Annotated in this window: 21 protein-coding genes; 10 read left to right on the top strand and 11 right to left on the bottom strand. The window is 64.0% G+C overall.

All coding sequences use genetic code 11. The features are described 5' to 3' along the window. Positions 1 to 7: 7 nt before the first annotated feature. Entirely contained in the window at positions 8 to 1,204 is a 1,197-nt protein-coding gene (locus AAG591_RS03585) for an exo-beta-N-acetylmuramidase NamZ family protein (RefSeq protein WP_342529602.1), read from the bottom strand. Continuing rightward, positions 1,201 to 1,764, bottom strand: coding sequence for a DOMON-like domain-containing protein (locus tag AAG591_RS03580; protein WP_342529601.1), 564 nt, complete (start codon positions 1,762 to 1,764; stop codon positions 1,201 to 1,203). The genes AAG591_RS03585 and AAG591_RS03580 overlap by 4 nt, the downstream gene beginning before the upstream one ends. A gap of 49 nt (positions 1,765 to 1,813) precedes the next feature. Between AAG591_RS03580 and tyrS the strand changes: the two genes are divergently transcribed. From tyrS to cysK, 4 genes are all read left to right on the top strand, one after another. Beyond that, entirely contained in the window at positions 1,814 to 3,037 is a 1,224-nt protein-coding gene (gene tyrS, locus AAG591_RS03575; protein ID WP_342529600.1) for a tyrosine--tRNA ligase, read from the top strand. A 140-nt stretch (positions 3,038 to 3,177) separates the two neighbouring features. Further along, positions 3,178 to 3,510: a PilZ domain-containing protein gene (locus AAG591_RS03570; RefSeq protein ID WP_342529599.1), complete on the top strand. Its 333-nt coding sequence runs from the start codon at positions 3,178 to 3,180 to the stop codon at positions 3,508 to 3,510. 71 nt (positions 3,511 to 3,581) lie between these two features. Then, on the top strand, positions 3,582 to 4,901 hold the full coding sequence (locus AAG591_RS03565; RefSeq protein ID WP_425341632.1) for an MFS transporter: 1,320 nt from the start codon (positions 3,582 to 3,584) through the stop codon (positions 4,899 to 4,901). Next, positions 4,898 to 5,818, top strand: a complete 921-nt coding sequence (gene cysK / locus AAG591_RS03560) for a cysteine synthase A (RefSeq protein ID WP_342529597.1) — start codon at positions 4,898 to 4,900, stop codon at positions 5,816 to 5,818. Before AAG591_RS03565 ends, cysK begins: the two co-directional genes overlap by 4 nt. Before the next feature lie 112 nt (positions 5,819 to 5,930). On the opposite strand, the gene AAG591_RS03555 is transcribed toward cysK, so the two are convergent. The 5 genes from AAG591_RS03555 to AAG591_RS03535 all read right to left on the bottom strand — a co-directional run bounded on the left by AAG591_RS03555 (position 5,931) and on the right by AAG591_RS03535 (position 10,654). After that, positions 5,931 to 6,713: a class I SAM-dependent methyltransferase gene (locus AAG591_RS03555; protein WP_342529596.1), complete on the bottom strand. Its 783-nt coding sequence runs from the start codon at positions 6,711 to 6,713 to the stop codon at positions 5,931 to 5,933. 166 nt (positions 6,714 to 6,879) lie between these two features. Further along, entirely contained in the window at positions 6,880 to 8,685 is a 1,806-nt protein-coding gene (locus AAG591_RS03550; protein ID WP_342529595.1) for an acyl-CoA dehydrogenase C-terminal domain-containing protein, read from the bottom strand. Between the two features lie 30 nt (positions 8,686 to 8,715). Further along, complete coding sequence (locus AAG591_RS03545) at positions 8,716 to 9,165, bottom strand: MerR family transcriptional regulator (RefSeq protein WP_342529594.1); 450 nt, start codon at positions 9,163 to 9,165, stop codon at positions 8,716 to 8,718. A 31-nt stretch (positions 9,166 to 9,196) separates the two neighbouring features. Beyond that, the gene (hisI, locus tag AAG591_RS03540) at positions 9,197 to 9,577 is read right to left on the bottom strand and encodes a phosphoribosyl-AMP cyclohydrolase (protein ID WP_342529593.1); all 381 of its coding nucleotides are present in this window, start codon (positions 9,575 to 9,577) and stop codon (positions 9,197 to 9,199) included. 294 nt (positions 9,578 to 9,871) lie between these two features. After that, entirely contained in the window at positions 9,872 to 10,654 is a 783-nt protein-coding gene (locus tag AAG591_RS03535) for a ComF family protein (RefSeq protein WP_342529591.1), read from the bottom strand. 144 nt (positions 10,655 to 10,798) lie between these two features. On the opposite strand from AAG591_RS03535, the gene AAG591_RS03530 reads away from it, so the two are divergent. Further along, entirely contained in the window at positions 10,799 to 11,449 is a 651-nt protein-coding gene (locus AAG591_RS03530; protein WP_342529590.1) for a hypothetical protein, read from the top strand. Between the two features lie 8 nt (positions 11,450 to 11,457). Here AAG591_RS03530 and ppdK read toward each other — a convergent pair whose 3' ends face one another. From ppdK to AAG591_RS03510, 4 genes are all read right to left on the bottom strand, one after another. Continuing rightward, positions 11,458 to 14,130 carry a pyruvate, phosphate dikinase gene (gene ppdK, locus AAG591_RS03525; protein ID WP_342529589.1) on the bottom strand — a complete coding sequence of 891 codons (2,673 nt, stop codon included), beginning with the start codon at positions 14,128 to 14,130 and terminating at the stop codon, positions 11,458 to 11,460. A gap of 162 nt (positions 14,131 to 14,292) precedes the next feature. Beyond that, a complete protein-coding gene (gene glyS / locus AAG591_RS03520; RefSeq protein ID WP_342529588.1) occupies positions 14,293 to 16,842 on the bottom strand; it encodes a glycine--tRNA ligase subunit beta in 2,550 nt (849 codons plus the stop codon). Continuing rightward, positions 16,839 to 17,624 (bottom strand): alpha/beta fold hydrolase, encoded by a 786-nt coding sequence (locus AAG591_RS03515; protein WP_342529587.1) that lies wholly within the window; start codon positions 17,622 to 17,624, stop codon positions 16,839 to 16,841. Before AAG591_RS03515 ends, glyS begins: the two co-directional genes overlap by 4 nt. Beyond that, positions 17,621 to 18,556, bottom strand: coding sequence for a glycine--tRNA ligase subunit alpha (locus tag AAG591_RS03510; protein WP_342529586.1), 936 nt, complete (start codon positions 18,554 to 18,556; stop codon positions 17,621 to 17,623). The genes AAG591_RS03515 and AAG591_RS03510 overlap by 4 nt, the downstream gene beginning before the upstream one ends. Before the next feature lie 201 nt (positions 18,557 to 18,757). Between AAG591_RS03510 and AAG591_RS03505 the strand changes: the two genes are divergently transcribed. The 5 genes from AAG591_RS03505 (at position 18,758) to AAG591_RS03485 (ending at position 21,562) form a co-directional block, all read left to right on the top strand. Continuing rightward, positions 18,758 to 19,678 (top strand): TraB/GumN family protein, encoded by a 921-nt coding sequence (locus AAG591_RS03505; protein WP_342529585.1) that lies wholly within the window; start codon positions 18,758 to 18,760, stop codon positions 19,676 to 19,678. 187 nt (positions 19,679 to 19,865) lie between these two features. Then, positions 19,866 to 19,991: a hypothetical protein gene (locus AAG591_RS03500; RefSeq protein ID WP_342529584.1), complete on the top strand. Its 126-nt coding sequence runs from the start codon at positions 19,866 to 19,868 to the stop codon at positions 19,989 to 19,991. A gap of 2 nt (positions 19,992 to 19,993) precedes the next feature. After that, complete coding sequence (locus tag AAG591_RS03495) at positions 19,994 to 20,380, top strand: hypothetical protein (RefSeq protein ID WP_342529583.1); 387 nt, start codon at positions 19,994 to 19,996, stop codon at positions 20,378 to 20,380. Continuing rightward, a complete protein-coding gene (locus tag AAG591_RS03490) occupies positions 20,377 to 20,574 on the top strand; it encodes a helix-turn-helix transcriptional regulator (protein WP_342529582.1) in 198 nt (65 codons plus the stop codon). The genes AAG591_RS03495 and AAG591_RS03490 overlap by 4 nt, the downstream gene beginning before the upstream one ends. Before the next feature lie 52 nt (positions 20,575 to 20,626). Beyond that, the gene (locus tag AAG591_RS03485; protein WP_342529581.1) at positions 20,627 to 21,562 is read left to right on the top strand and encodes a TraB/GumN family protein; all 936 of its coding nucleotides are present in this window, start codon (positions 20,627 to 20,629) and stop codon (positions 21,560 to 21,562) included. Positions 21,563 to 21,565 lie beyond the last annotated feature (3 nt).

Raw genomic sequence — 21,565 nt, 5'->3', positions numbered from 1 at the left:
GGTCCTCTCAATATATCAGGTGCGGCGCGATGGTTTCGCGCCATTCGTTCTCGTCGTTGGCGGCCATCCGGTCGAGGTCGACCGGCGAGGCCGCAGGGTTGTCGACCCATTCGCGCAGCGCCGGGCCGCCGTTGATCACGTCGATCGCCAGCCGTTCCAGCTCGTACTCGTAGGGGAAGTCGCGCCAGAGGTCGTAATCGGGGTAGAGCGTGCGGATCGCCTTGAACACGAGCGCCTGCAGCCGCCAGGGACGGAACTGGTGGTGATCGTAGAACGGCCCCTCGGCGTGGATCATCAGCCCGTTGCACAGCTGGCCGGCGTGCTTGTGGAATGTCGGCTCGAACCAGCATTCGCGAAGCGCGCAGCCCTTCAGCCAGTTGGGTGCGACCCGCCGCATCTCTGCCAGCACCGCCTTGGCGTCGAGATCGGGCGCGCCGAACAGCACTTCGAGCGGGCGAGTGGTGCCGCGTCCTTCGGAAACGGTGGCGCCTTCGATCATCACCGTGCCCGCGTAGGCGCGCGCCATGTTGACGTTGGCGGCGTTGGGCGACGGGTTGATCCAGATGCGATCGGTGGGCCAGCCGAAGCCGGGCCCCTCAGGCTCCCAGCCGTCCATCGCGATCACGCGGTAATCGACGTCGAGCCCGAAGTGATCGATGAACCAGTGGCCCATCTCGCCCATCGTCAGCCCGTGCCGCATCGGCATGGGGCCTGCGCCGACGAAGCTTTCCTGCCCCGGCACCAGCAGCGTGCCCTCCACCGGGCGTCCGGCGGGATTGGGCCGGTCGAGCACCCAAACGGATTTGCCGTGCTTCGCACCCTCTTCCAGCAGGTAGAGCAGCGTGGTGACGAAGGTGTAGATGCGGCAGCCCAGATCCTGCAGGTCGAACAGGAACACGTCCGCGCTCGACATCATCTGCCCGGTGGGGCGGCGCACCTCGCCATAAAGGCTGAACACGGGGATGTTATAGGTGGGGTCGGTCTCGTCCGCCGTCTCCACCATGTTGTCCTGCTTGTCGCCCTTCAGGCCGTGCTGCGGCCCGAACGCGCTGGTGATGTTGACACCTGCGGCGATCAGTGCGTCGAGGCTGTGTTCCAGATTGCTCGTGACCGATGCCGGATGGGCAACCAGCGCGACCCGTTTATCTTCAAGCGGTTTGCGTAGGTCCGGCTCGGTAAGAAGCCGGTCGATCCCGAATTTCATGCGTGCTGGAGGGCCTGTTTTGGTTTTGCCGGTTCGCTCTGGCCGAAACGGATAGCAAAGCTCATCGGGTCGTGGAAGTCCGGCTCCTCACGGCGGTGCGTCAGCGACCACAGCGAGTGATGGCCGCCCTCTTCCTCGACCACGGCGCACAGCGATGCCGACTTCACCCCGTCGAGCAGGCGCGCAGGCAGGCGCACCGTGACGGTCATCATCTGCGGGCCGCGCTGGAAATCGATCTTGGGTGCGACTTCGGGCACGTAGTCGCCGATAAGCTTGCGGTAGGATGCGAACTGGAACGCAGCCCAGTCGCCCGCAGGTGCGAAGTTGAACTCGCGATAGCGGCCGTTCTGGTCGTAGAGGAAAAGTTCGAGGCAGGTGCGCCGCCAGAGATCTTCCTGGCTGCGGTGCGAGAAGCCGCGCGGAACGACCACCTTGCTCGACTGATTCATGCGGTAGCGCAGCAGCAGCTCGCCACCCATCAAACGCATCATCGTCACCGATATTTCGCTCACTTCGAGCGGCGGCGTGTTTGGATGCGGAACCAACCTGTACGTTTGCATTTACGACCCCCCATGCTAGCGGGCCCGATCTTTCCCCCCGGAGGAATCAGTGCCCGCTTATCGATCCGAACTTCTGAACGTGCTCGACCAGAGGCACTATACGCACCAAATCACGGATGCGGAAAGACTTGATTTTCTTGCCTCGGAGCAAATTGTCCCAGGATATGTCGGATTCGATCCGACCGCCCCGTCGCTGCACGTCGGCAACATGGTTCAGATCATGCTGCTGCGTCGCCTCCAGCAAACCGGGCACAAGCCGATCGTCGTCATGGGCGGCGGGACGGGCAAGGTCGGTGATCCCTCCGGCCGGGACGAATCCCGCCAGCTGATGACGGACGAGGTGATCGCGCAGAATATCGCGTCGCAGCGGCCCGTATTCGAACGGCTGCTGACCTTCGGCGACGGGCCGACCGATGCGATTATCGTGAACAACAACGAATGGCTGAGCGGGCTCGGCTATCTCGATCTGCTGCGCGACATCGGGCCGCATTTCACGGTCAACCGCATGCTGACCTTCGATTCGGTCAAGACCCGGCTCGACCGCGAGCAGCCGCTCACCTTCCTCGAATTCAACTACATGATCCTGCAGGCCTACGACTTCCGCGAGCTGGCAGAGCGGTACGGCTGCCGCTTGCAGATGGGCGGCAGCGACCAGTGGGGCAATATCGTCAACGGGATCGAGCTGACCCGTCGCACCGGCGGGGAAGAACTCTTCGGCTTCACCACCCCGCTGCTGACCACCGCAGACGGCAAGAAGATGGGCAAGACCGCCAACGGGGCGGTCTGGCTCAACGAAGACATGCTGCCCGCCTACGATTTCTGGCAGTTCTGGCGCAATGTCGACGATCGCGACGTGGGCCGCTTCCTGCGCCTGTTCACCGATACTCCGCTAGACGAGATCGAGCGGCTCGAGCGGCTCCAGGGTTCGGAGATCAACGACGCCAAGGTTGCGCTTGCCAATGCGGTGACTGCGCTGGTCCGAGGCGATGATGCCGCGGCCAAGGCCGAGGCTACCGCGCGCGAAACCTTTGCCGGTGGGGCGGGCGAAGACCTGCCGACGCTGGCGGTGGGCGACGGAATGTCGCTGCCCGCAGCGCTCACCGCGATCGGCTTCACCGCGTCCAACAAGGAAGCCAAGCGCAAGATCGCGGAGGGCGCGGTGCGTCTGGACGATGAAGTGTTGAGCGATCCCGGGATGATCCTGACGGTCGAGGACGACCAGCAGCGTCGGCTTTCGCTCGGACGTAAAAGGCACGGTATCCTCGTACGTTAGGTTCGCGCGACTAAGTTGTTCGAAAAGGGCCGTTTTGTCCCGAATTAGGACAGCGGGGTTTAACGCAAAATCAGCCTTTGGGCGAGATAATCGGTCTCCTAGGCAGGGTTGATCCTCGACCCTCGGGAGGACGTTTGACTGTGGCATCGCATCTGAGTGTAACCGATCAGCGGGCGGCGATCCGCCATCCGGTCGATTATAACGTGATCGCGGACTATTTCGACCGCGGTGACGTGCCTTTCCATGTCAGCAACGTCTCGGCCAACGGCTTCATGATCGACAATGCCGAGGGTGGATCGCGTGGCGACCGCGTGATCGTCAGCTTCCCTGTGATCGGACGGATCGAGGCCTATCTGATCTGGACCAAGGACAATCGCGCGGGCTTCCAGTTCGAGCGGATCATCCGCGTGGACGATTTCCTCGTCATGATCGACGAACTGCAACCCAACCCGCGCCTGCGCCGCCGCCACTGATCGCGCCACGCCCAAGCTGGGCTTGATCCCCGCAATCGAGAATTTGCTTTTGTAGCGGTTACGCGCCTGTCATGGCGTGCTGCGTGAACGCCGACCAGACCACGCTCGAAACATCCCCCCTGCGAATCCATAATTTCCGCGCCTATCTGCTGGCGCGGTTCACGATGATCGTCGGCCAGTACGGCATGATGTTGATCATCGGGTGGCAGACTTACACCATTGCGCGCGGCAACGGGCTCAACGCGTTCGAGGCTTCCGGCCAACTGGCGTTGATCGGCCTGCTGCAGTTCCTGCCGCTATTCGTGCTCTCGCCCTTCTCCGGCCTCGCCGCGGACCGCTTCAATCGCAAGACCGTGTCGCGTCTGACCATCGGGCTCCAATTTCTGGGCGCGGCCTTCCTCGCGTGGACGACCTATACCGGACATATCAGTCTGACTGCGCTGTTCTCGGTCGCGGTGCTGCTGGGTGTGGTGCGTGCGTTCAATGGACCGGCGCTGTCGGCGCTGGCCCCCAACCTCGTGCCCAAGGCGATCCTGCCCAACGCGATCGCGCTGTCCTCGATCGCATGGCAGACAGGGATGATCGTCGGCCCCGCCGTGGGCGGCTATGCCTACGACGCGGCCCCCGCCCTGCCCTATGCCATCGCCAGCGGCCTGTTCCTGATCGCGATCATCTCCATCAGCACGATCGGCAAGGTGCCGCGCTCGCCGATCTCGGGTGCCCAGCGCCCCATCGGCCAGATCGTCGATGGCTGGCGCTACGTGATCCATAACAAGATGGTGCTCGGCGCCATCACACTGGACCTGATGGCGGTGTTCCTCGCCGGCGCCACCGCCCTGTTTCCGCCCTTCGCCTACGACATCCTGAAGGTGGGCGAGACTGGCCTTGCGCAGCTCGCCGCCGCCCCCGCCATCGGCGCGGCGGTGACCGCGCTGTGGTTCAGCTTCCGCCCCTTGAAGACCAATGTCGGCCCCAAGATGCTCTGGGCGGTGGCGCTGTTCGGCCTCGCCACCATCATCTTCGGCTTTTCGCGTTTCATGCCGCTCAGCCTCGCGATGCTGGTGATCGTGGGCGCGGCGGACATGTTCAGCGTCTATATCCGCCAGTCGCTGATCCAGCTGCACACACCCGATGAAAAGCGCGGTCGCGTATCCTCCGCCAGCCTGCTGACCATCAGCGCGTCGAACGAAGGGGGCGACGCGTTCTCCGGCTTCCTCGCCAGCGTCATCGGCCCGGCGGGCGCGGTCATCTTCGGCGGGGTCGGCGCGATCGTGACTGTCGCGATGTGGAGCCGCATTTTCCCCGTCTTGCGACATACGCGGACCTTCGACCCGCCTGCTTCGTTGAGAGAAGAAACCCCCGAAGAGATTTTGCAGGAGAAGATTCCATGAAAGCCGACTCGATCCTCCAGACCATCGGCAACACGCCGCACATCCGCCTCTCACGCCTGTTCCCCGACCATGACGTGTGGGTGAAAAGCGAAAGGTCCAATCCCGGCGGTTCGATCAAGGACCGTATCGCGCTCGCGATGGTCGAGGATGCGGAAAAGGCCGGCAAGCTGAAGCCCGGCGGCACGATCATCGAGCCGACCAGCGGCAATACCGGTATCGGCCTCGCGATGGTCGCCGCCGTGAAGGGCTACAAGCTGGTGCTCGTCATGCCCGAAAGCATGAGTATCGAGCGGCGTCGCCTGATGCTCGCCTATGGCGCAACCTTCGACCTGACTCCCAAGGAAGGCGGGATGAAGGGTGCCATTGCCCGCGCGCAGGAACTTGTCGAGCAGGACAAGGGCGCATGGATGCCGAGCCAGTTCGATAACGAGAGCAACTGGCAGGTCCACGCGCGCACCACCGCCAAGGAAATCCTTGGCGACTTCGTGGACAAGCCGGTCGATGCACTGATCACCGGCGTCGGTACCGGCGGCCACCTCACCGGCTGCGCCGAGGAACTGAAGCGCCACTGGCCCGAGATGAAGGCCTGGGCGGTCGAACCCGCAGGCTCCCCCGTCATCAGCGGCGGCGAGCCCGGCCCGCACCCGATCCAGGGTATCGGCGCGGGCTTCGTGCCGAAGAACCTGCACACCGATGCGATCGACGGCGCGATTCCCGTCGATCCCGAAGACGCCAAGGAAATGGCCCGTCGCGCAGCACGCGAGGAAGGGATGCTGGTCGGCATCTCCAGCGGCGCGACGCTGGCCGCGATTGCCAAGAAGCTGCCCGACCTTGCAAAAGGCTCGCGCGTGCTGGGCTTCAACTACGACACCGGCGAGCGGTATCTGTCGGTGCCGGACTTCCTGCCTGAGGCGTGACCCTGTTACTCCCCTCCCTTGAGGGAGGGGTCGGGGGTGGGTGTTCGGCATTTGCGGGACGCGCAGAGGCCCCCACCCCGACCCTCCCCCTCAAGGGGGAGGGAGATAAGGTTCAGCCACTCTTCCCGATCACGAGCCGCAACGGCCCGTCGAAGAACGGTTGCCTACGCAGGTGCCCGTATTTCTCATCCCACCGTCCGCTTTGCAGATCGGCGGACAAGGCTGCTTCGAAGCGTTCGACCGCATCCCGTGGCACAAGGCTCCAGCTCGAACAGGCTAGCCGCGCGTCTTCATCGAGAAACGCCTCGGGTCGGCCATAATACGCCTCGTTGAAGCCATCCCGGCAGTCGAGCGGGACGGGAACCTGCTCCACCACCACCCTGCCCCCGAGCGCGGCAACGATGCGCTCCAGCGACGGGAAACGACTCGCCTCGATCTCACGAACCTCGGGGATGTAGTCGGCCAGCCAGTAGTCCATCATCGCTGCGGGATCGCATACCAGCAGGACCACGGGGCCGCGCGTGACCCGCCGCATCTCGGCAAGCCCCGCTTCGAGGTCGGACCATTGATGAACCGTCACGGATGCCATCGACGCATCGAAGCTCTTGTCCTCGAAGGGCAGACTTTCAGCGACGGCGTCGATTGCCCGGGTGAGGTGTGGTGGACGCTGCGCCAGCATCGAGGCCGAAGGTTCGACCGCCGTCACCTCGCAATAAGTCGGCTCGTACGATCCGGCACCCGCGCCGACGTTCAGCACGGTTTTCGCGTCGCCGAGCGCGCGGTGGATTTGCGCCTCGATCTCGGGATCCGGCTGCCGGTAACGGCTATAGGTGCCGCCGATCTCACCATAGTCGACGTCCCCCGCGCTGCCATCGCTTTGCCGTCCCCGGCTCATTGCCCGTCCTCCGCCAGAGATTTTCCTACTCACCCCGCCGCTGCTAGCTTCGCATCGGCTTTTTGAACCCTCAATATAACGACAAACGCGGGATGCCCTATGGGAAGGGCACCCCGCGTCTGCACTTCATCAACTAGGTCACAGCGTGACGCTGCGACTCGGGCGATCAGGAAGCGGTGGCGAAGGCCTCTTCGCCCAGCGCCATCATCGATTCGCTGCCGCTTTCGATCTTGCGACGCAGTGCACCGGCATCGGGCACGAAGCGGTCGGCGAAGTAGCGGGCGGTGGCGATCTTGGCTTCGTAGAATGCCTTGTCGTCGCTACCCTCCGCCAGCGCGGCCTTGGCGATGCGGGCCATCTTGACCCACATCAGCATCAGGCAGGCGATGCCCATGATGTGCATGTAGTGATGCGCGCCCGCGCCCAGGTTGTTGGGGTTGGCCATCGCGTTCTGCATGAACCACATGGTCGCAGCCTTCTGCTCGCCGACGGCCTTCTCCAGCGCCGCCGCCAGCTCGGCCATGCCTTCTTCGTCCTTGGCCGCCGCGACTTCATCGTCGACCAGTTTGAAGAACGCCTGCACCGCGCGGCCGCCGTGCATCGCCAGCTTGCGCCCGGCGAGGTCCATCGCCTGAATGCCGTTGGTCCCTTCGTAGATCATCGCGATCCGCGCATCGCGCACGAACTGCTCCATGCCCCACTCGGCGATGTAGCCATGCCCGCCGTAGACCTGCTGCATGTTGTTGGCGACGTCGTAGCCCTTGTCGGTGCCGTAGCCCTTGATGACCGGGGTCATCAGGCCGACGAGGTCGTCCGCCAGCTGACGCTCGTCCTCGTCCTGCAGCGCGTGGCTCAGGTCCTGCTGCAGCGCGGTCCACAGCGCAAAGGCGCGCATGCCTTCGTTAAAGGCCTTGGCGTCCATCAGCATGCGGCGCACGTCGGGGTGGACGAAGATCGGATCGGCCTTCTCCTCCGGCTCGGCCGGGCCGGTCAGCGCGCGACCCTGACGGCGGTCCAGCGCGTAGGTCACCGCGTTCTGGTACGAGACTTCCGCCTGGCTGAGGCCCTGGATGCCGACGCCGAGGCGCGCGGCGTTCATCATGATGAACATCGCGGCGAGGCCCTTGTTCTCCTCGCCGACCATCCAGCCTTTCGCATCGTCATAGTTCATGACGCAGGTCGAGTTGCCGTGGATGCCCATCTTGTGCTCGATCGAGCCGCACATCACGCCATTGCGCTCACCCACCGAGCCGTCGTCATTGACGAGGAACTTGGGCACCACGAACAACGAGATGCCTTTCGAGGAATCGGGCGCACCCGGCGTTTTTGCCAGCACGAGGTGGATGATGTTCTCCGACATGTCGTGCTCACCGGCGGAGATGAAAATCTTGGTGCCGGTGATCGCGTAGCTGCCATCGGCCTGCGGTTCGGCCTTGGTGCGGATGAGGCCCAGATCGGTGCCGCAATGCGGCTCGGTCAGGTTCATCGTGCCGGTCCATTCGCAGCTGACCATCTTGGGCAGGTACTTTTCCTTCTGCTCCTGGCTGCCCTTGGCGATCAGCGCTGAAATCGCACCGTTGGTCAGACCCGGATACATGCCGAAAGCCTGGTTGGAGGAGCTGATCATCTCTTCCATCGCGAAAGCGACAACGTGCGGCAGGCCCTGCCCGCCGAATTCTTCCGGCATGGAAAGCGTGCCCCAGCCCGCTTCGCGGAACTGGTCGAACGCTTCCTTGAACCCGGTCGGGGTGGTTACCGAGCCATCTTCATGGCGGGTGCAGCCTTCCTGGTCGCCGACCTGGTTGAGCGGCTGCAGCACTTCGGCGGTGAACTTGCCTGCTTCGTCGATGATCGAAGTGACCATGTCTGTCGTCGCGTTCTCGAAGCCGGGCAGGTTGCCGTAGCTTTCAAGATCGAGCATCTCATTGATGATGAAGCGGAAATCGCGGGTCGGTGCGGTATAGCTGGGCATCCGGGGTCCTTCGGGTCGGGTAGTGTGGGGTTAGTCCTGATCGGTCTGTTCGACCTGCTCGACATGAGCGATGAAATCGGTGAGTTCCTTGATCGAGGAATCGATATCGTCGCGCTGCTGCTTCAGCTTGGCGACGTGCGCGCGGCACCGTTCGATGGTGACGCGGCGCTGTTCGACCCGGCCATCGCCAAGGTCGTACAGGTCGATCATCTCCTTGATCTCGGCAAGGCTGAAGCCGACGTTCTTGGCCCGCATGATCCAGGCCAGCCTGGCCCGGTCACGCTTGGAGTAAACGCGTGACAGCCCGTGGCGGGTCGGTTGGATCAGCCCTTCGTCCTCGTAAAAGCGAAGCGCCCTGGCGGTACAATCGAACTCGGCGGTCAGGTCCGAGATCGAATAGGTTTCTCGCGCTTGGGCATCGGGACGCTCAAGGTGGGCCCCTGCACCCGAATACGCGCTCTTGGCGGCGGCTTGGGTCATGCCCACCCTATAAATGCCCTTTACGTAAAGGTCAAGCATCCGACTCCATCAACCGTCCGTGCGCGTCGAGTTTGCGATAGAAGCAACTGCGTGCCCCTGTGTGGCATGCAGGGCCAGCAGGCTCGGCAACGATGACAATCGCGTCCTGATCGCAGTCGACGAGGATATCCTGCACCTTCAGAACATTTCCGCTCGTCTCCCCCTTGCACCACAGCTTTCCGCGCGAGCGTGAGTGAAAATGGGCAAGACCGGTTTCACGAGTAGCGTCCAGCGCCTCCTGGTCGAGATGGGCAACCATCAGCACCTCGCGACTCGAGGCATCGACTACCACTCCGGTGAGCAGCCCATCGGGCCCGAACTTGGGCATGAAGACCTCGCCTTTTTCCCTGAGATCGGCGTCGTGCTCGGGCATCGTTCCATTCCTGTCGTGGCGTGGCCGCTACGCGACCGAATTGTGTCAAAAGCATCACACTCGTGAGCGAATCCTTTCTCTAGTACAACGACTCCTTTGCCAGCGGCCCCGAATTTGGAAAAACTCCTGTTTGTGATCGGAGACGGTCACCCTTCAGGCCAAGGCGCCGCCTACGACGCGCCGGGTTCAGGGGGTGCACACCCGGATGGGGGTTTTCCGGGGGTGTTAAGACGAGGGTTTTGGATTGCCGATCGGCTTTTCGGGGGAACGGCCGGGCAGTCCTTGTAAGTTTCGTCACGCGGCGCCCGGGATCGTAATGGTCCCGGGCGTTTCGTTTTCTGCCCAACTCTTCTCGGCAACGCGGGCGAAACAGGCAATACGGACGCTTCCGGCCCCCGCGTCGAGCAATACGCGCGCGCATTCGCCCGTCGTCGCTCCACTCGTCAGCACATCGTCGATGAGGATGACGTCACGGCCAGCGAGAGCGTGGGTGGCGGAACGACGTACACGGATCGCCCCGCGCAAAGTTCGCGCCCTCGCTGTTCGACCCAGACCGCCGAGCTTGGGCGTGTGCCTGGTTCGCTGTAGAGCGTCGACCATCACCGCATGGCCGTTGTGACGCGCAATTGCGTCGGTCAGCAGGGCCGACTGGTTGTAGCCGCGTAACCACAGCCGGGTGCGATGCAAGGGTACGGGCACGAGGATGGCATCCTCTGGCGCGCCGGACAACCGGGCCGCAATCAACCGCCCCATCAGGCCGGCGAGGCCGATTCGTCCGCCGTGCTTGAACCTGAGGACCAGTTGCCGCGCGGGATCGTTGTACAAGACCGCCGCGACGATGCCCGAATGACGAGGCGGTGTGGTGCGGCATGCGTGACAGATGTCGTCACTCTCGACCAAGGAGAGCGGTGTCTGGCAGCGCATGCAGGCGGGTTCACCGGGAAACTCGAGCGTATCCCAGCAGGCCGCGCACAAGCCCGGTCCCGCGGCGATCCCCTCCCCACATAGCGGGCAGCGCGGTGGGTAGACGAAGTCGACCAGCGGCCTGAGGGCGGAGGACAGGGTGTTGCTGGTCATCGCGGGCTATGCTGCCCCCCTGCCCCCATGTAGGCAAGCGCCATGAACGAACGGACTGTCCCTCGCATCTTTTCGCCCGAGCGCAGACGGGCTCGCTATCATCGCGCCCTTGCCCGACAGCAGGCACACGACGCCGCGCGCTTCGTGTTCGATGACATGATCGAGGATATCCTCGAACGGCTCGACTTTACCCGCGCCGAACCGGGATCGACGCTGGTCATCGGCGATATCACCGGACAGCTGGCGCCCGCGCTCGGTTCGCGGGGATTCGCCGTCGAGAGCGTGGGGCCGGACGAGCTCGACGAGGAGCAGCCCTACCCTCGCACCTACCGCTACCTGCTCAGCCTCGGCGCGCTCGACACCCTCAACGACCTGCCGGGTGCGTTGATGCTGATGCGTCACGCGCTGGAGCCGGGCGGGATGATGATCGCCCAGTGCCTTGGCGCGGGCACCCTGCCGGCGATGCGGCAGGTGGTGCAGGTTGCCGACGGAGAGCGGACCCATGCCCGCATCCACCCGCAGATCGACCGGCCTGCTGCAAGTGGCCTGCTGAGCCGTGCGGGGTTTGCCAAGCACGTGGTCGACAGCCGCAGCCTTCGGGCGCGCTACGGCGCGTTCGATCGCCTCGTTTCGGACCTGCGCGATCAGGGGCTAACCGGCGTGCTCGCCGATGCCCCGCCCGCTTTCACCCGGTCCAGCTGGGCGCGCGCGCAGGCTGGCTTCGTGTCGCTGAGGGAAGACGACGGGAAGGTCACCGAGACCTTGGAAATCCTCTCCCTCACGGGTTGGGGTTAGTCTTTCCGCTAAGCCGAAGCTTTCAGGGCAGCCTGGGCCGCCGCAAGCCGCGCGATCGGCACGCGGAAGGGTGAGGCGCTGACGTAGTCGAGCCCGACCTGCTCGCAGAACCCGATGCTGGCGGGGTCGCCGCCATGTTCGCCGCAGATGCCCAGCTTGAGCTTCGGGTCGGCTGCGCGCCCGCGCTCCGCAGCCAGTTCGACCAATTGGCCCACGCCGTCCACATCGAGGCTGACGAAGGGATCGCGCGCGAAGATGCCGCGATCGACGTAAGCCCCGAGGAACCGACCCGCGTCGTCGCGGCTCAGGCCCAGCGTGGTCTGCGTAAGGTCGTTGGTGCCGAAGCTGAAGAAGCGCGCTTCTTCGGCAATCTCGCCCGCCATCAGTGCGGCGCGCGGCAGCTCGATCATCGTGCCGACCAGATATTCGACCCGCGTGCCCTTCTCGGCGAACACCTCTTCGGCCACCCGATCGACCAGCGCGCGCAGGATCTCCAGCTCGCGCTTGGTCGCGACCAGCGGAATCATCACTTCGGGCAGAGGCGCCTCGCCGCTACGATCCTTCACGGCGCACACGGCTTCGAAGATGGCGCGCGCCTGCATCTCGTAGATTTCGGGGAAAGTGATTCCCAGGCGGCAGCCGCGATGGCCCAGCATCGGGTTGAACTCGTGCAGCTCGCTCACCCGCTGTTTGAGCCGCTCGGTCTCCATTCCCGTTGCCTCGGCCAGCTCCGCAAAGTCGCCCTCTCCCGACGGCAGGAATTCATGCAGCGGCGGATCGAGCAAGCGAATCGTGCACGGCAAGCCCGCCATCACCTCGAAAATCGCCTCGAAATCGCTGCGCTGTTCAGGCAGCAGCTTGGCGAGGGCCTTGCGCCGGCCGCCTTCGGTTTCGGAGAGGATCATTTCCCGCACCGCCATGATGCGGTTCGCATCGAAGAACATATGCTCGGTCCGGCAAAGGCCGATGCCTTCCGCGCCAAAGCTGCGCGCGGTCTTGCAGTCTTCAGGCGTTTCGGCGTTGGTCCGCACGCCCATCCGGCGCGCTTCGTCGGCCCATTCCATGATGGTGCCGAAATCGCCCGCCAGTTCGGGTTCGATCGTCGGGACGAGCCCGCGCATCACCTGGCCGTTGCCACCGTCGAGCGTGAGGACGTCGCCTTCGGAAAGCTCGGCCTGGCCGATCCGCAGGGTACGCGCCTGCCGGTCAATCGACACGCCGCTCGCGCCGGAAACGCAGGGGCGGCCCATGCCGCGCGCGACCACCGCTGCATGGCTGGTCATCCCGCCGCGCGCGGTGAGGATACCCTTGGCCGCGTGCATCCCGTGAATGTCCTCGGGCGAGGTTTCGACCCGCACCAGGATGACCGCGTCGCCGCGATTGGCCCATTGCTCGGCCGTATCCGCGTCGAGCGCGATCTTGCCGCTCGCCGCGCCCGGCGACGCGGGCAACCCGCTGGTCAGCACATCGCGCGGCGCATCGGGATCGAGCGTGGGATGGAGCAGTTGATCGAGCGCCATCGGATCGACGCGCAGCACGGCAGTACGCCGATCGATCAGCCCCTCGCCCTCCATATCCACCGCCATTTTGAGCGCGGCCTTGGCGGTGCGCTTACCGTTGCGGGTCTGCAGGAGGAACAGCTGGCCCTGCTGCACGGTGAATTCGATATCCTGCATGTCCTTGTAGTGCTTTTCGAGCAGGTCGAACACGCGCGCCAGTTCGGCGTAGGCTTCGGGCATGGCCTCTTCCATGCTCGGCTTGTCGGCCCCGGCTTCCTCGCGGCGCGCCCTGGTGAGGTATTGCGGCGTGCGGATGCCTGCGACCACGTCCTCACCCTGCGCGTTCACCAGCCATTCGCCGTAATAGTACTTCTCACCGGTCGAGGGATCGCGGGTGAAGGCGACGCCGGTGGCGCTGCTATCGCCCATGTTGCCGAACACCATCGCCTGCACGTTCACCGCGGTGCCCAGATCGTGCGGGATGTCGTTCAACCGGCGGTAGATCTTCGCCCGCTCGCTATCCCAGCTTTCGAACACCGCGCGGATCGCGCCCCACAGCTGCGTTTCCACATCCTGCGGGAAAGGCTCGTCCTGCTCGTTCGCGACGATCTTCAGATATTCGCCGACCAGTGCTTCCCAGTGCTCGGCCTGCATCTCGGTATCCGAGTAGAACCCGTTATCCTCGCGCATGATCTCCAGCGCTTCCTCGAACAATCCGTGATCGAGGCCGAGGACGACGTCCGAGTACATCTGGATGAAGCGGCGGTAGCTGTCCCACGCGAAGCGCGCATCGCCGCTGGTTGCCGCGAGGCCCTTCACCGTCTCGTCGTTGAGGCCGAGATTGAGGACCGTGTCCATCATCCCGGGCATCGAAATCGCCGCGCCCGAGCGGACCGAGACGAGCAGCGGATCGCTCGCATCGCCCAGTTTCTTGCCAACGGTCTGTTCGACATGGGCGACGCCCTGCGCCACCGCGTCGCGCAGCTTGTCGGAAAATTCGTGCGCACCGTCGAGATAGGCCAGACACTCTTCGGTCGTAATCGTGAAACCGGGAGGCACCGGGAGGCCGATGCTCGCCATTTCGGCAAGGTTCGCGCCCTTGCCGCCGGTGATGGTCTTGTCCTTCTGGCGCGGATCCGAATGGTCTGCGTTGCCGCCGAAGTGGTAGACTGTCTTGCTCATGGCGTTGCGCTGTTCCTTGTCGATCACTGTGCTTACGCTGACACTTCCTGCTTACGGGGGTGACACGTGTCACCCATGTGTCACCCTGAGCAAAGCTTTGTGTTTCAACGACAATCCGCCCTCAGGGTGACAGATTCCGCTTTTTTGACGTTTTTTCCGGCCTTATCCCTCGATCTTCGAGAAATCGGCGACTTTGTGCACTGCGTCACGGAAATGCGCGAGCAGGGCAAGACGTGCCGATCGCTTGGCGGCGTCTTCGTCGTTCACGGTCACACTGTCAAAGAACGCGTCGATCGGTGCGCGCAAACTGGCGAGCGCGGCCATCGCGCCTTCGAAGTCTTCGGCTTCGATAGCGGTGGTGGCCTTGGGCCCGGCAGCGTCGAGCGCATCGATCAGCGCCTTTTCGGCCGGTTCGGGCGTGTAGGACAGCGAATTCGCTGCGAGCTTGCTGGCGCGGTCGGTCAGCCCTGCGGCGACGATATCGCGCATGTCGGGATCGTCGACCAGCGCCAGCGGGTCTTCCTCGCCGGTGTGCGGCGCATCGTCGTCTTCCGAAGCCCCTTCGCTTGAGGGAAGGGGTTGGGGATGGGTGTTCGACGCCTCGGACGTGGCACCCCCCACCCCCGGTCCCTCCCCCGCGGGGAGGGGAGATTTCTTCAGGATATTCGCCGCACGCTTGTAGCCTGCGAGCAGGTTGGTCCCGTCCTCGGTTTCCATAAAGGACTGGAGCGCGTGGACGCGGGCGAGCAGGCGAACGAGATCGTCCTCGCCCCCAAGCGCGAACACTGCGTCGATCAGGTCGTGCCGGACGCCCGCCTCGCGCTGCTGGACCTTGAGACGGTCGGCAAAGAAGTCGAGTAAATCACCCGATCCCGCTCGCCCTGAGCCTGTCGAAGGGCTGTCCTTCCCTTGGGAAGAGAAGTGCAATGCTTCGACAAGCTCAGCATGAGCGGAAGAGATGTTGAGGCGCAGAGCGTTGCTGTCGAGAAGGCGGATCACCGAAAGCGCCGCCCGACGAAGTGCGAACGGATCTTTCGAGCCAGTCGGCTTCTCGTCGATCGCGAAGAACGAAACCAACGTATCCAGCTTATCCGCCAAACTCACCGCCACCGTCACCGGCGCAGTCGGCACCTCGTCGCCCTGCCCGACCGGCTTGTAGTGATCGCGGATCGCGTCGGCGACGGCATCGGGCAGGCCCTCGGCGCGGGCGTAGTAGCCGCCCATCAGGCCCTGCAGCTCGGGGAATTCGCCGACCATTTCGGTGACGAGATCGGCCTTGCACAGCCGCGCGGCCTGTTCGGCCCAATCCGCAAGTTGAGCAGTGTCGGCCACAGACGCCCGATCCTCCCCCGTCGGGGGAGGGGGACCATCCGCAGGATGGTGGAGGGGCACGTTCCCTGCACTCGCGCCGTCGTCGGTCGGAGCGGCTGACGGTGCCCCTCCACCACCCCGGATCAGGTCCGGGGTGGTCCCCCTCCCCGTTTCGGGGAGGATTATCCCCTCTTCCACCAGCCAGCGGGCGAGCTTGGCCACGCGCTCGACCTTGTCGGCCACGGTGCCCAGCTTCTCGTGGAAGGTGATCCGCTTCAGGCCCTCGGCGTGCTGTGCCAGCGTCTTCTTGCGGTCCACATCCCAGAAGAAACGCGCGTCGGAGAGCCTTGCGGCGAGCACCTTGCGGTTGCCGTCGACAATGGCCGCCCCGCCATCCTCCGCCTCGATATTGGCGGTGCAGATGAAGGCGTTGGCCAAACTCCCCCCCTCCTCTTCAGGGGAGGGGGTCGGGGGGTGGGGCTGGCCTTGAGCATCGTTCGAGGCCCCCTCACCCAACCCTCTCCCCCCGGGGGGAGAGGGCTTACGGCACACGAAATACTTCTGGTTGACCCGCGCGGTGAGCTGGATCGTCTCGGGCGGGACTTCGAGGAAATCCTCTTCGAACCGGCCGAGCAGCGGTATCGGCCATTCGGTCAGGCCCGCATTCTCGACCACCAGACCTTCGTCCTCGACAAGGCTCAGCCCCGCTTCGGAGGCAACCTTCGCCGCGCCTTCGCGGATCAGCGCAGCGCGTTCCTCGTGATCGACGATCACATGCGCGGCGCGCAGCTTGACCGCGTAGTCGTCCGCATCGCCGATGGTAATGTCGCCCGAGTGGTGGAAGCGATGCCCCAGCGTGACCGCGCCGGAGCTAACGCCATGCACCTCGCACTCGACCACCTCGTCGCCCAGCAGCGCCACGATACCGTTCAGCGGCCGCACCCAGCGCATGCTTTCGGTGGAGATCGAGGCCGCGCCCCAGCGCATCGACTTGGGCCAGGCGAAGTCGCGGATAATGGCGGGGATCGCCTCGGCCAGCACATCGCGCACCGCCCTGCCCGGCGTGTCGATCACCGCGAACCAGGTCTCGCGGCCCTTCACGTCGCGCACTTCCAGCTGGTCGCGGGTCACGTTGTTCTTGCGGCAGAAGCCGTCGACCGCCTGATCGGGAGCGCCCACGGGCGGCCCCTTGGCCTCTTCGCTGACGGCCCGCGTCTCGGTCGGCAGCCCGCGCGCAATCAGCGCGAGGCGGCGCGGGGTCGACCACACGGTGATCTCGCCTATGGAAACGCCCGCAGCATCCATCTCGCGCCGGAACAGCTTTTCGAGTTCCTTGCGCGCACCCGCCTGCATCCGGGCAGGGATTTCTTCGGAGCGCAGTTCGAGGAGAAAGTCGTTCATTTGTCGCTGCTGATCGGTTTCAGGGTCAGCCCTGCTTCACGGATGGTCGGACGCGGGTCTTTGCCCGACAGGCATTGAGCGAAAACCTCGCCCAGCACCCCCGCCTCCTTCAGCTTCGCCGCGGGCCCGTGCCCCGAATCGGCGATGACCACGTTCAGGATGTTGGGCCGCTCGGGAAACTGGTGGTAATGTTCGCTGTCGGCATCGCCATGGAATACGAAGTAGTCGGTTCCATCCGCGAAAGAATCCAGCAAGCTCGGCACGCGCCACTCGCTGATCCGGTTGCGCCATTCGGTCCAGCGCGTCTCGCCCGGGACGATGTCGGGGTGGACCGAAAATTGCGGCGCGAAAGCGATTGCGCGTTCGGCTCCGAGCCATTGCGCGGCCCAGATGGCGCCGAAACCGCCCATCGAATTGCCCAGCGTGATCACCCTGCGGCCCTCGACATAAGGGCGCAGGATCGTCTGGAGGTGTTCGGGCGGGAAGCCGTTGTACCAGGATCGCTGGAGATCGCTGACGAAAAGCGCGGTGTGCCCTTCGCGCCTCGTCGACCCGACGAATTCCTCGGCGCCCAGCCCGCCCAGGCCCTGTTTGATGCCGGTGAAACACACGAAGACGGTGTGCGCATCGCTGTCCGCATCGTCCGCCAGCCGCGTCACGCGCAGATGTTCGTCATGATGCAAGGCCTCGAAGCCGTCGTCGCGCGAGGCGCGTTTCATGAGCCAGATCTTCATGCCCGAGGGCATGTATTCCCCCACCAGTGCGCGCAGCTTGGCGTTCATAATGACCACTCCGGGTATTGCTCGGCCCACTTCGGCGCCATCAGTTCTGCGTACTTCTCGCACGAACCGCGCGCCAGATCGCGCACGCGGCCCATGTAGCTCGCGCGTTCCTGTACGGAGATCACGCCGCGCGCCTGCAGCAGGTTGAAGATGTGGCTCGCCTCGACCGCCTGTTCGTAGGCGGCGATGGGGACGTTGTTGGCGAGCGCGTTCTCGCACTCCTTCTCCGCTTTGGCGAAGAGGTCGAACAGCGCATCCGTCTCGGCGACCTCGAAGTTCCATTTCGACATCTGTTTCTCGTTTTCGAGGAACACGTCGCCATAGGATACGCGCCTTTTCTGGCCTACCGCTTCGCTACTTGAGGCCGTACCGCCGTTGAAGTTCAGGTCGTACACGTTGTCGACGCCCTGGATATACATCGCGAGGCGTTCGAGCCCGTAGGTCAGCTCGCCAGCGACCGGCTTGCAGTCGAACCCGCCCATCTGCTGGAAATAGGTGAACTGCGTCACCTCCATCCCGTCGCACCAGACTTCCCAGCCCAGCCCCCATGCGCCCAGCGTGGGCGATTCCCAGTCATCCTCGACGAAGCGGATGTCGTGCTTGAGCGGATCGATCCCGATCACCCGCAGCGATTTCAGATAGAGGTTCTGGATGTCGGGCGGGCTCGGCTTCAGGATCACCTGATACTGGTAGTAGTGCTGCAGCCGGTTCGGGTTCTCGCCATAGCGGCCATCCGTCGGCCGGCGGCATGGCTGCACGAAGGCGGCGTTCCATGGCTCCGGCCCCAGCGCGCGCAGCGTGGTCGCGGTGTGGAACGTCCCCGCCCCCATCCGCATGTCGTAGGGCTGCAGGATGACACAGCCTTGCGCCGCCCAGAAATCATGCAGGGCGAGGATCATATCCTGGAAAGACGATTGCGGGTTCCGTTCCATGAAGCGGCGCAATGGCTGATGCGCGATGGGGGGTCAATCCTGCGCGGGCGACAGGGCGAGAATGACGCGCAACCTTGCCATTGTGGAAAGGCTCGTTGACTCAGACAATCGTCCCATACATATGGTCAACCGTCCTTGACAAAGATCAGGGGTCGCGACGCGGCACCTCCCGCGTCACTCGCAACAAAAGGAAGCAATTTCGTGAAACGTTTCAAGGCAGGCATCGCCGCACTTGGTGTCCTTGCATTCTCGCTCCATTTCGGCGCCGCCGTGCCAGCCCTCGCCGCCCCCGAAGAGGCGGAGGCAACCGCTCCGCTCGTCGGCAAGCCCGCGCTCTGGAAGATCGCCGACGAGGATACCACGGTTTACCTGTTCGGCACGATCCACGCCCTGCCCGAGGGTGCGCGCTGGTCCGATGGACCGATCGAAACCGCGCTCGCCGGGGCCGACGAGTTGGTCACCGAAATCCCGATGGACGCCGCCAAGGACCCTGCCGCCCAGCAGATGGTTATGGGCAAGGCCATGCTGACGGACGGTTCGACACTGCGCGACCGACTGAGTGAAGAGGACCGCGCCAGTTACGAAGCCGCGCTCGCCACACTGGGGATGCCGGTCGCAACGTTCGACCGCTTCGAACCGTGGTTCGCAGGTATGAACATGGCGATGATCCCCCTGATGAAGGCGGGTTATTCGATGGAGAACGGCGTCGAACTGGCGGTGGACCAACTTGCGGCCGACGACGCGATCCGCACCGGTCTCGAAACGCTCGACCAGCAGATCGACATGTTCGATTCGCTTCCCGAGCAGTCGCAGATCGCCTTCCTGATGGCTCCAGCCGGCAATATCGATCAGATCGCGCCGCTGATGGAACGGATGACCAGCGCCTGGCTGGAAGGCGATTCAGACAGACTGGCCGAGCTGATGAACCTCGGCCTCGACGATGAGCACCTGGCTGACGCGCTGCTCTACAAACGAAACGCAAAGTGGGCCGCGTGGGTCGACGATCGGATGGATCGACCCGGCACCGTCTTCATTGCGGTGGGCGCAGGACATCTCGCGGGGAGCAAAAGCGTGCAGGATTTCCTTGGTGAACGGGGGGTCACGGTTACGCGCGTCCAGTAAGGACGGCACATTGCCAGCTTGGGAGGGAGGTGCGGAAACGCGCCTCCCTTTTCGTTTTTGGGCGTTGGCTTGCCTCACGTGCGTCCCCGAGTGTCAGGAGTTCGCGTCTCCATGTCAGGTATTATTGACATAGACAGCGAATCGCGACATATAGTCAGCATAACCTGACAACCGCAGAGAGTGTCCCATGCATATCGACCTGAAAAAGCCATCGACTTACGCGATCGCCGCAGTCGCCCTCTCGTTCATATTTCTTGCCGGATACGGTGCCGGAACACTTGCGGTCAGGCTGCTGCAAGCGGTGGGGGCGTGATCATGACCCCGCAGAAACGGACACGGATGTACCTCACATCGGCCGTCATGGGCTTCGTGGCGACGATCCTCTACATCCTCGCCGCGACGCTCGACTGGCCAGATTTCATCAGAGGCCTGTCGATCGGCGTCCTTCTGGTCAGCCTGCTCATGCTGCTGCTGCGCCGGATGCGCGACGAGTATATCGAGCAGCTGTGGAGCGCCGGAACCGGCCTGGCGTTCGCCGCGGTCGTCGTGATCTTCCTCGCCGCGCCCTTTGTCGAAGGGTTCGTCGACGGGTTCAACGGATCGATCCGCGATCAGGCGATCACGGCTGATTTCGTGGGCCCGGCGGCCCTGCTCGCCTTCTTCGTGGGCTTCCATATCAAATGGCTGCGGAGCAGCCTGTGAGGAACCGCCTGAAGGTGCTTCGCGCAGAACGCGACTGGAGCCAGGCCGATCTCGCCGGTCAGCTTGAGGTCAGTCGGCAAGCGGTCAATGCGATCGAAACCGGCAAGCACGATCCCTCGCTGGGCCTCGCATTCAAGATCGCGCGCCTCTTCGGCATGCCGATCGAAAGCATCTTCGTCGAAGACGAAGCCTGACACGCAGGCCCAGCCGCCAAATCATCAACCTTTGCCAAGGAAGGCCGATCCCATGAAACCGAACAAAATCCTCTCAGGCATAGTCACGCTTGCCCTGGCGGCCAGCACGATGGCGTGCGCGCAGACGCAGGAGCACCCCGCCCCTGTTGCAAGCACTCTTGCCCCGGCAAGCGATATCGAGCTTGGCAAACCGGCGCTGTGGAAGGTCGCGGACGACGATACGACGATCTACGTTTTCGGCACCGTCCACGTCTTGCCCGACGATGTCGACTGGTACAGCGGCCCGGTGAAGACCGCGCTCGATTCCAGCGAAACACTGGTGACCGAAATCGACATGTCGCCCGCCGCGCTGGCGCAAGTGCCAGTCATCGTCCAGCAGACCGCAATCCTGCCCCAGGGCACCACCGTCCGCAGCCTGATGAGCGACGACCAGCGCACGACGTACGAAGCAGCCCTCGCAGAACTTGGCATGCAGCCCAACGCGCTCGACCAGATGGAACCGTGGTTCGCGACGCTCCAACTCAGCCAGATCGCCTATGGCAAGGCCGGGTTCGATCCCAGCAACGGCACGGAGACCGTGCTCGGCCGCACGGTGGGCGACCGGATGGGGCGCGATTCGCTCGAAACCATGCAGATGCAGCTCGCGATCTTCGACGAACTGCCGCAGGACGCGCAGCTCGACTACCTGATAGAAACTGCCGAAAGCATCGACCAGATCGCCCCGACATTGCAGGCCATCATCGATGAATGGGCGGTGGGCGATGTCGACGATCTGGGTGCCATCCTCAACGAAGCGTTCAAGGCGGACCCGGTGCTGGCCGACAGGATGCTCTATTCACGCAATGCCAACTGGGCGGCGTGGATCGACAACCGGCTCGATCAGCCGGGCACGATCTTCATGGCGGTGGGCGCAGGCCACATGGCCGGGAACCAGAAATTGCAGGACAAGCTGGCCGAACGCGGTATAAAGATGACGCGTATTCAATGAGGG

It is taken from the genome of Citromicrobium bathyomarinum, assembly GCF_038594485.1.
GTDB classification, from domain to species: Bacteria; Pseudomonadota; Alphaproteobacteria; order Sphingomonadales; family Sphingomonadaceae; genus Alteriqipengyuania; species Alteriqipengyuania bathyomarina_A.
Note: the sequence above shows the minus strand (reverse complement) of the source record. Positions and strands in the feature narration are given on the sequence as shown.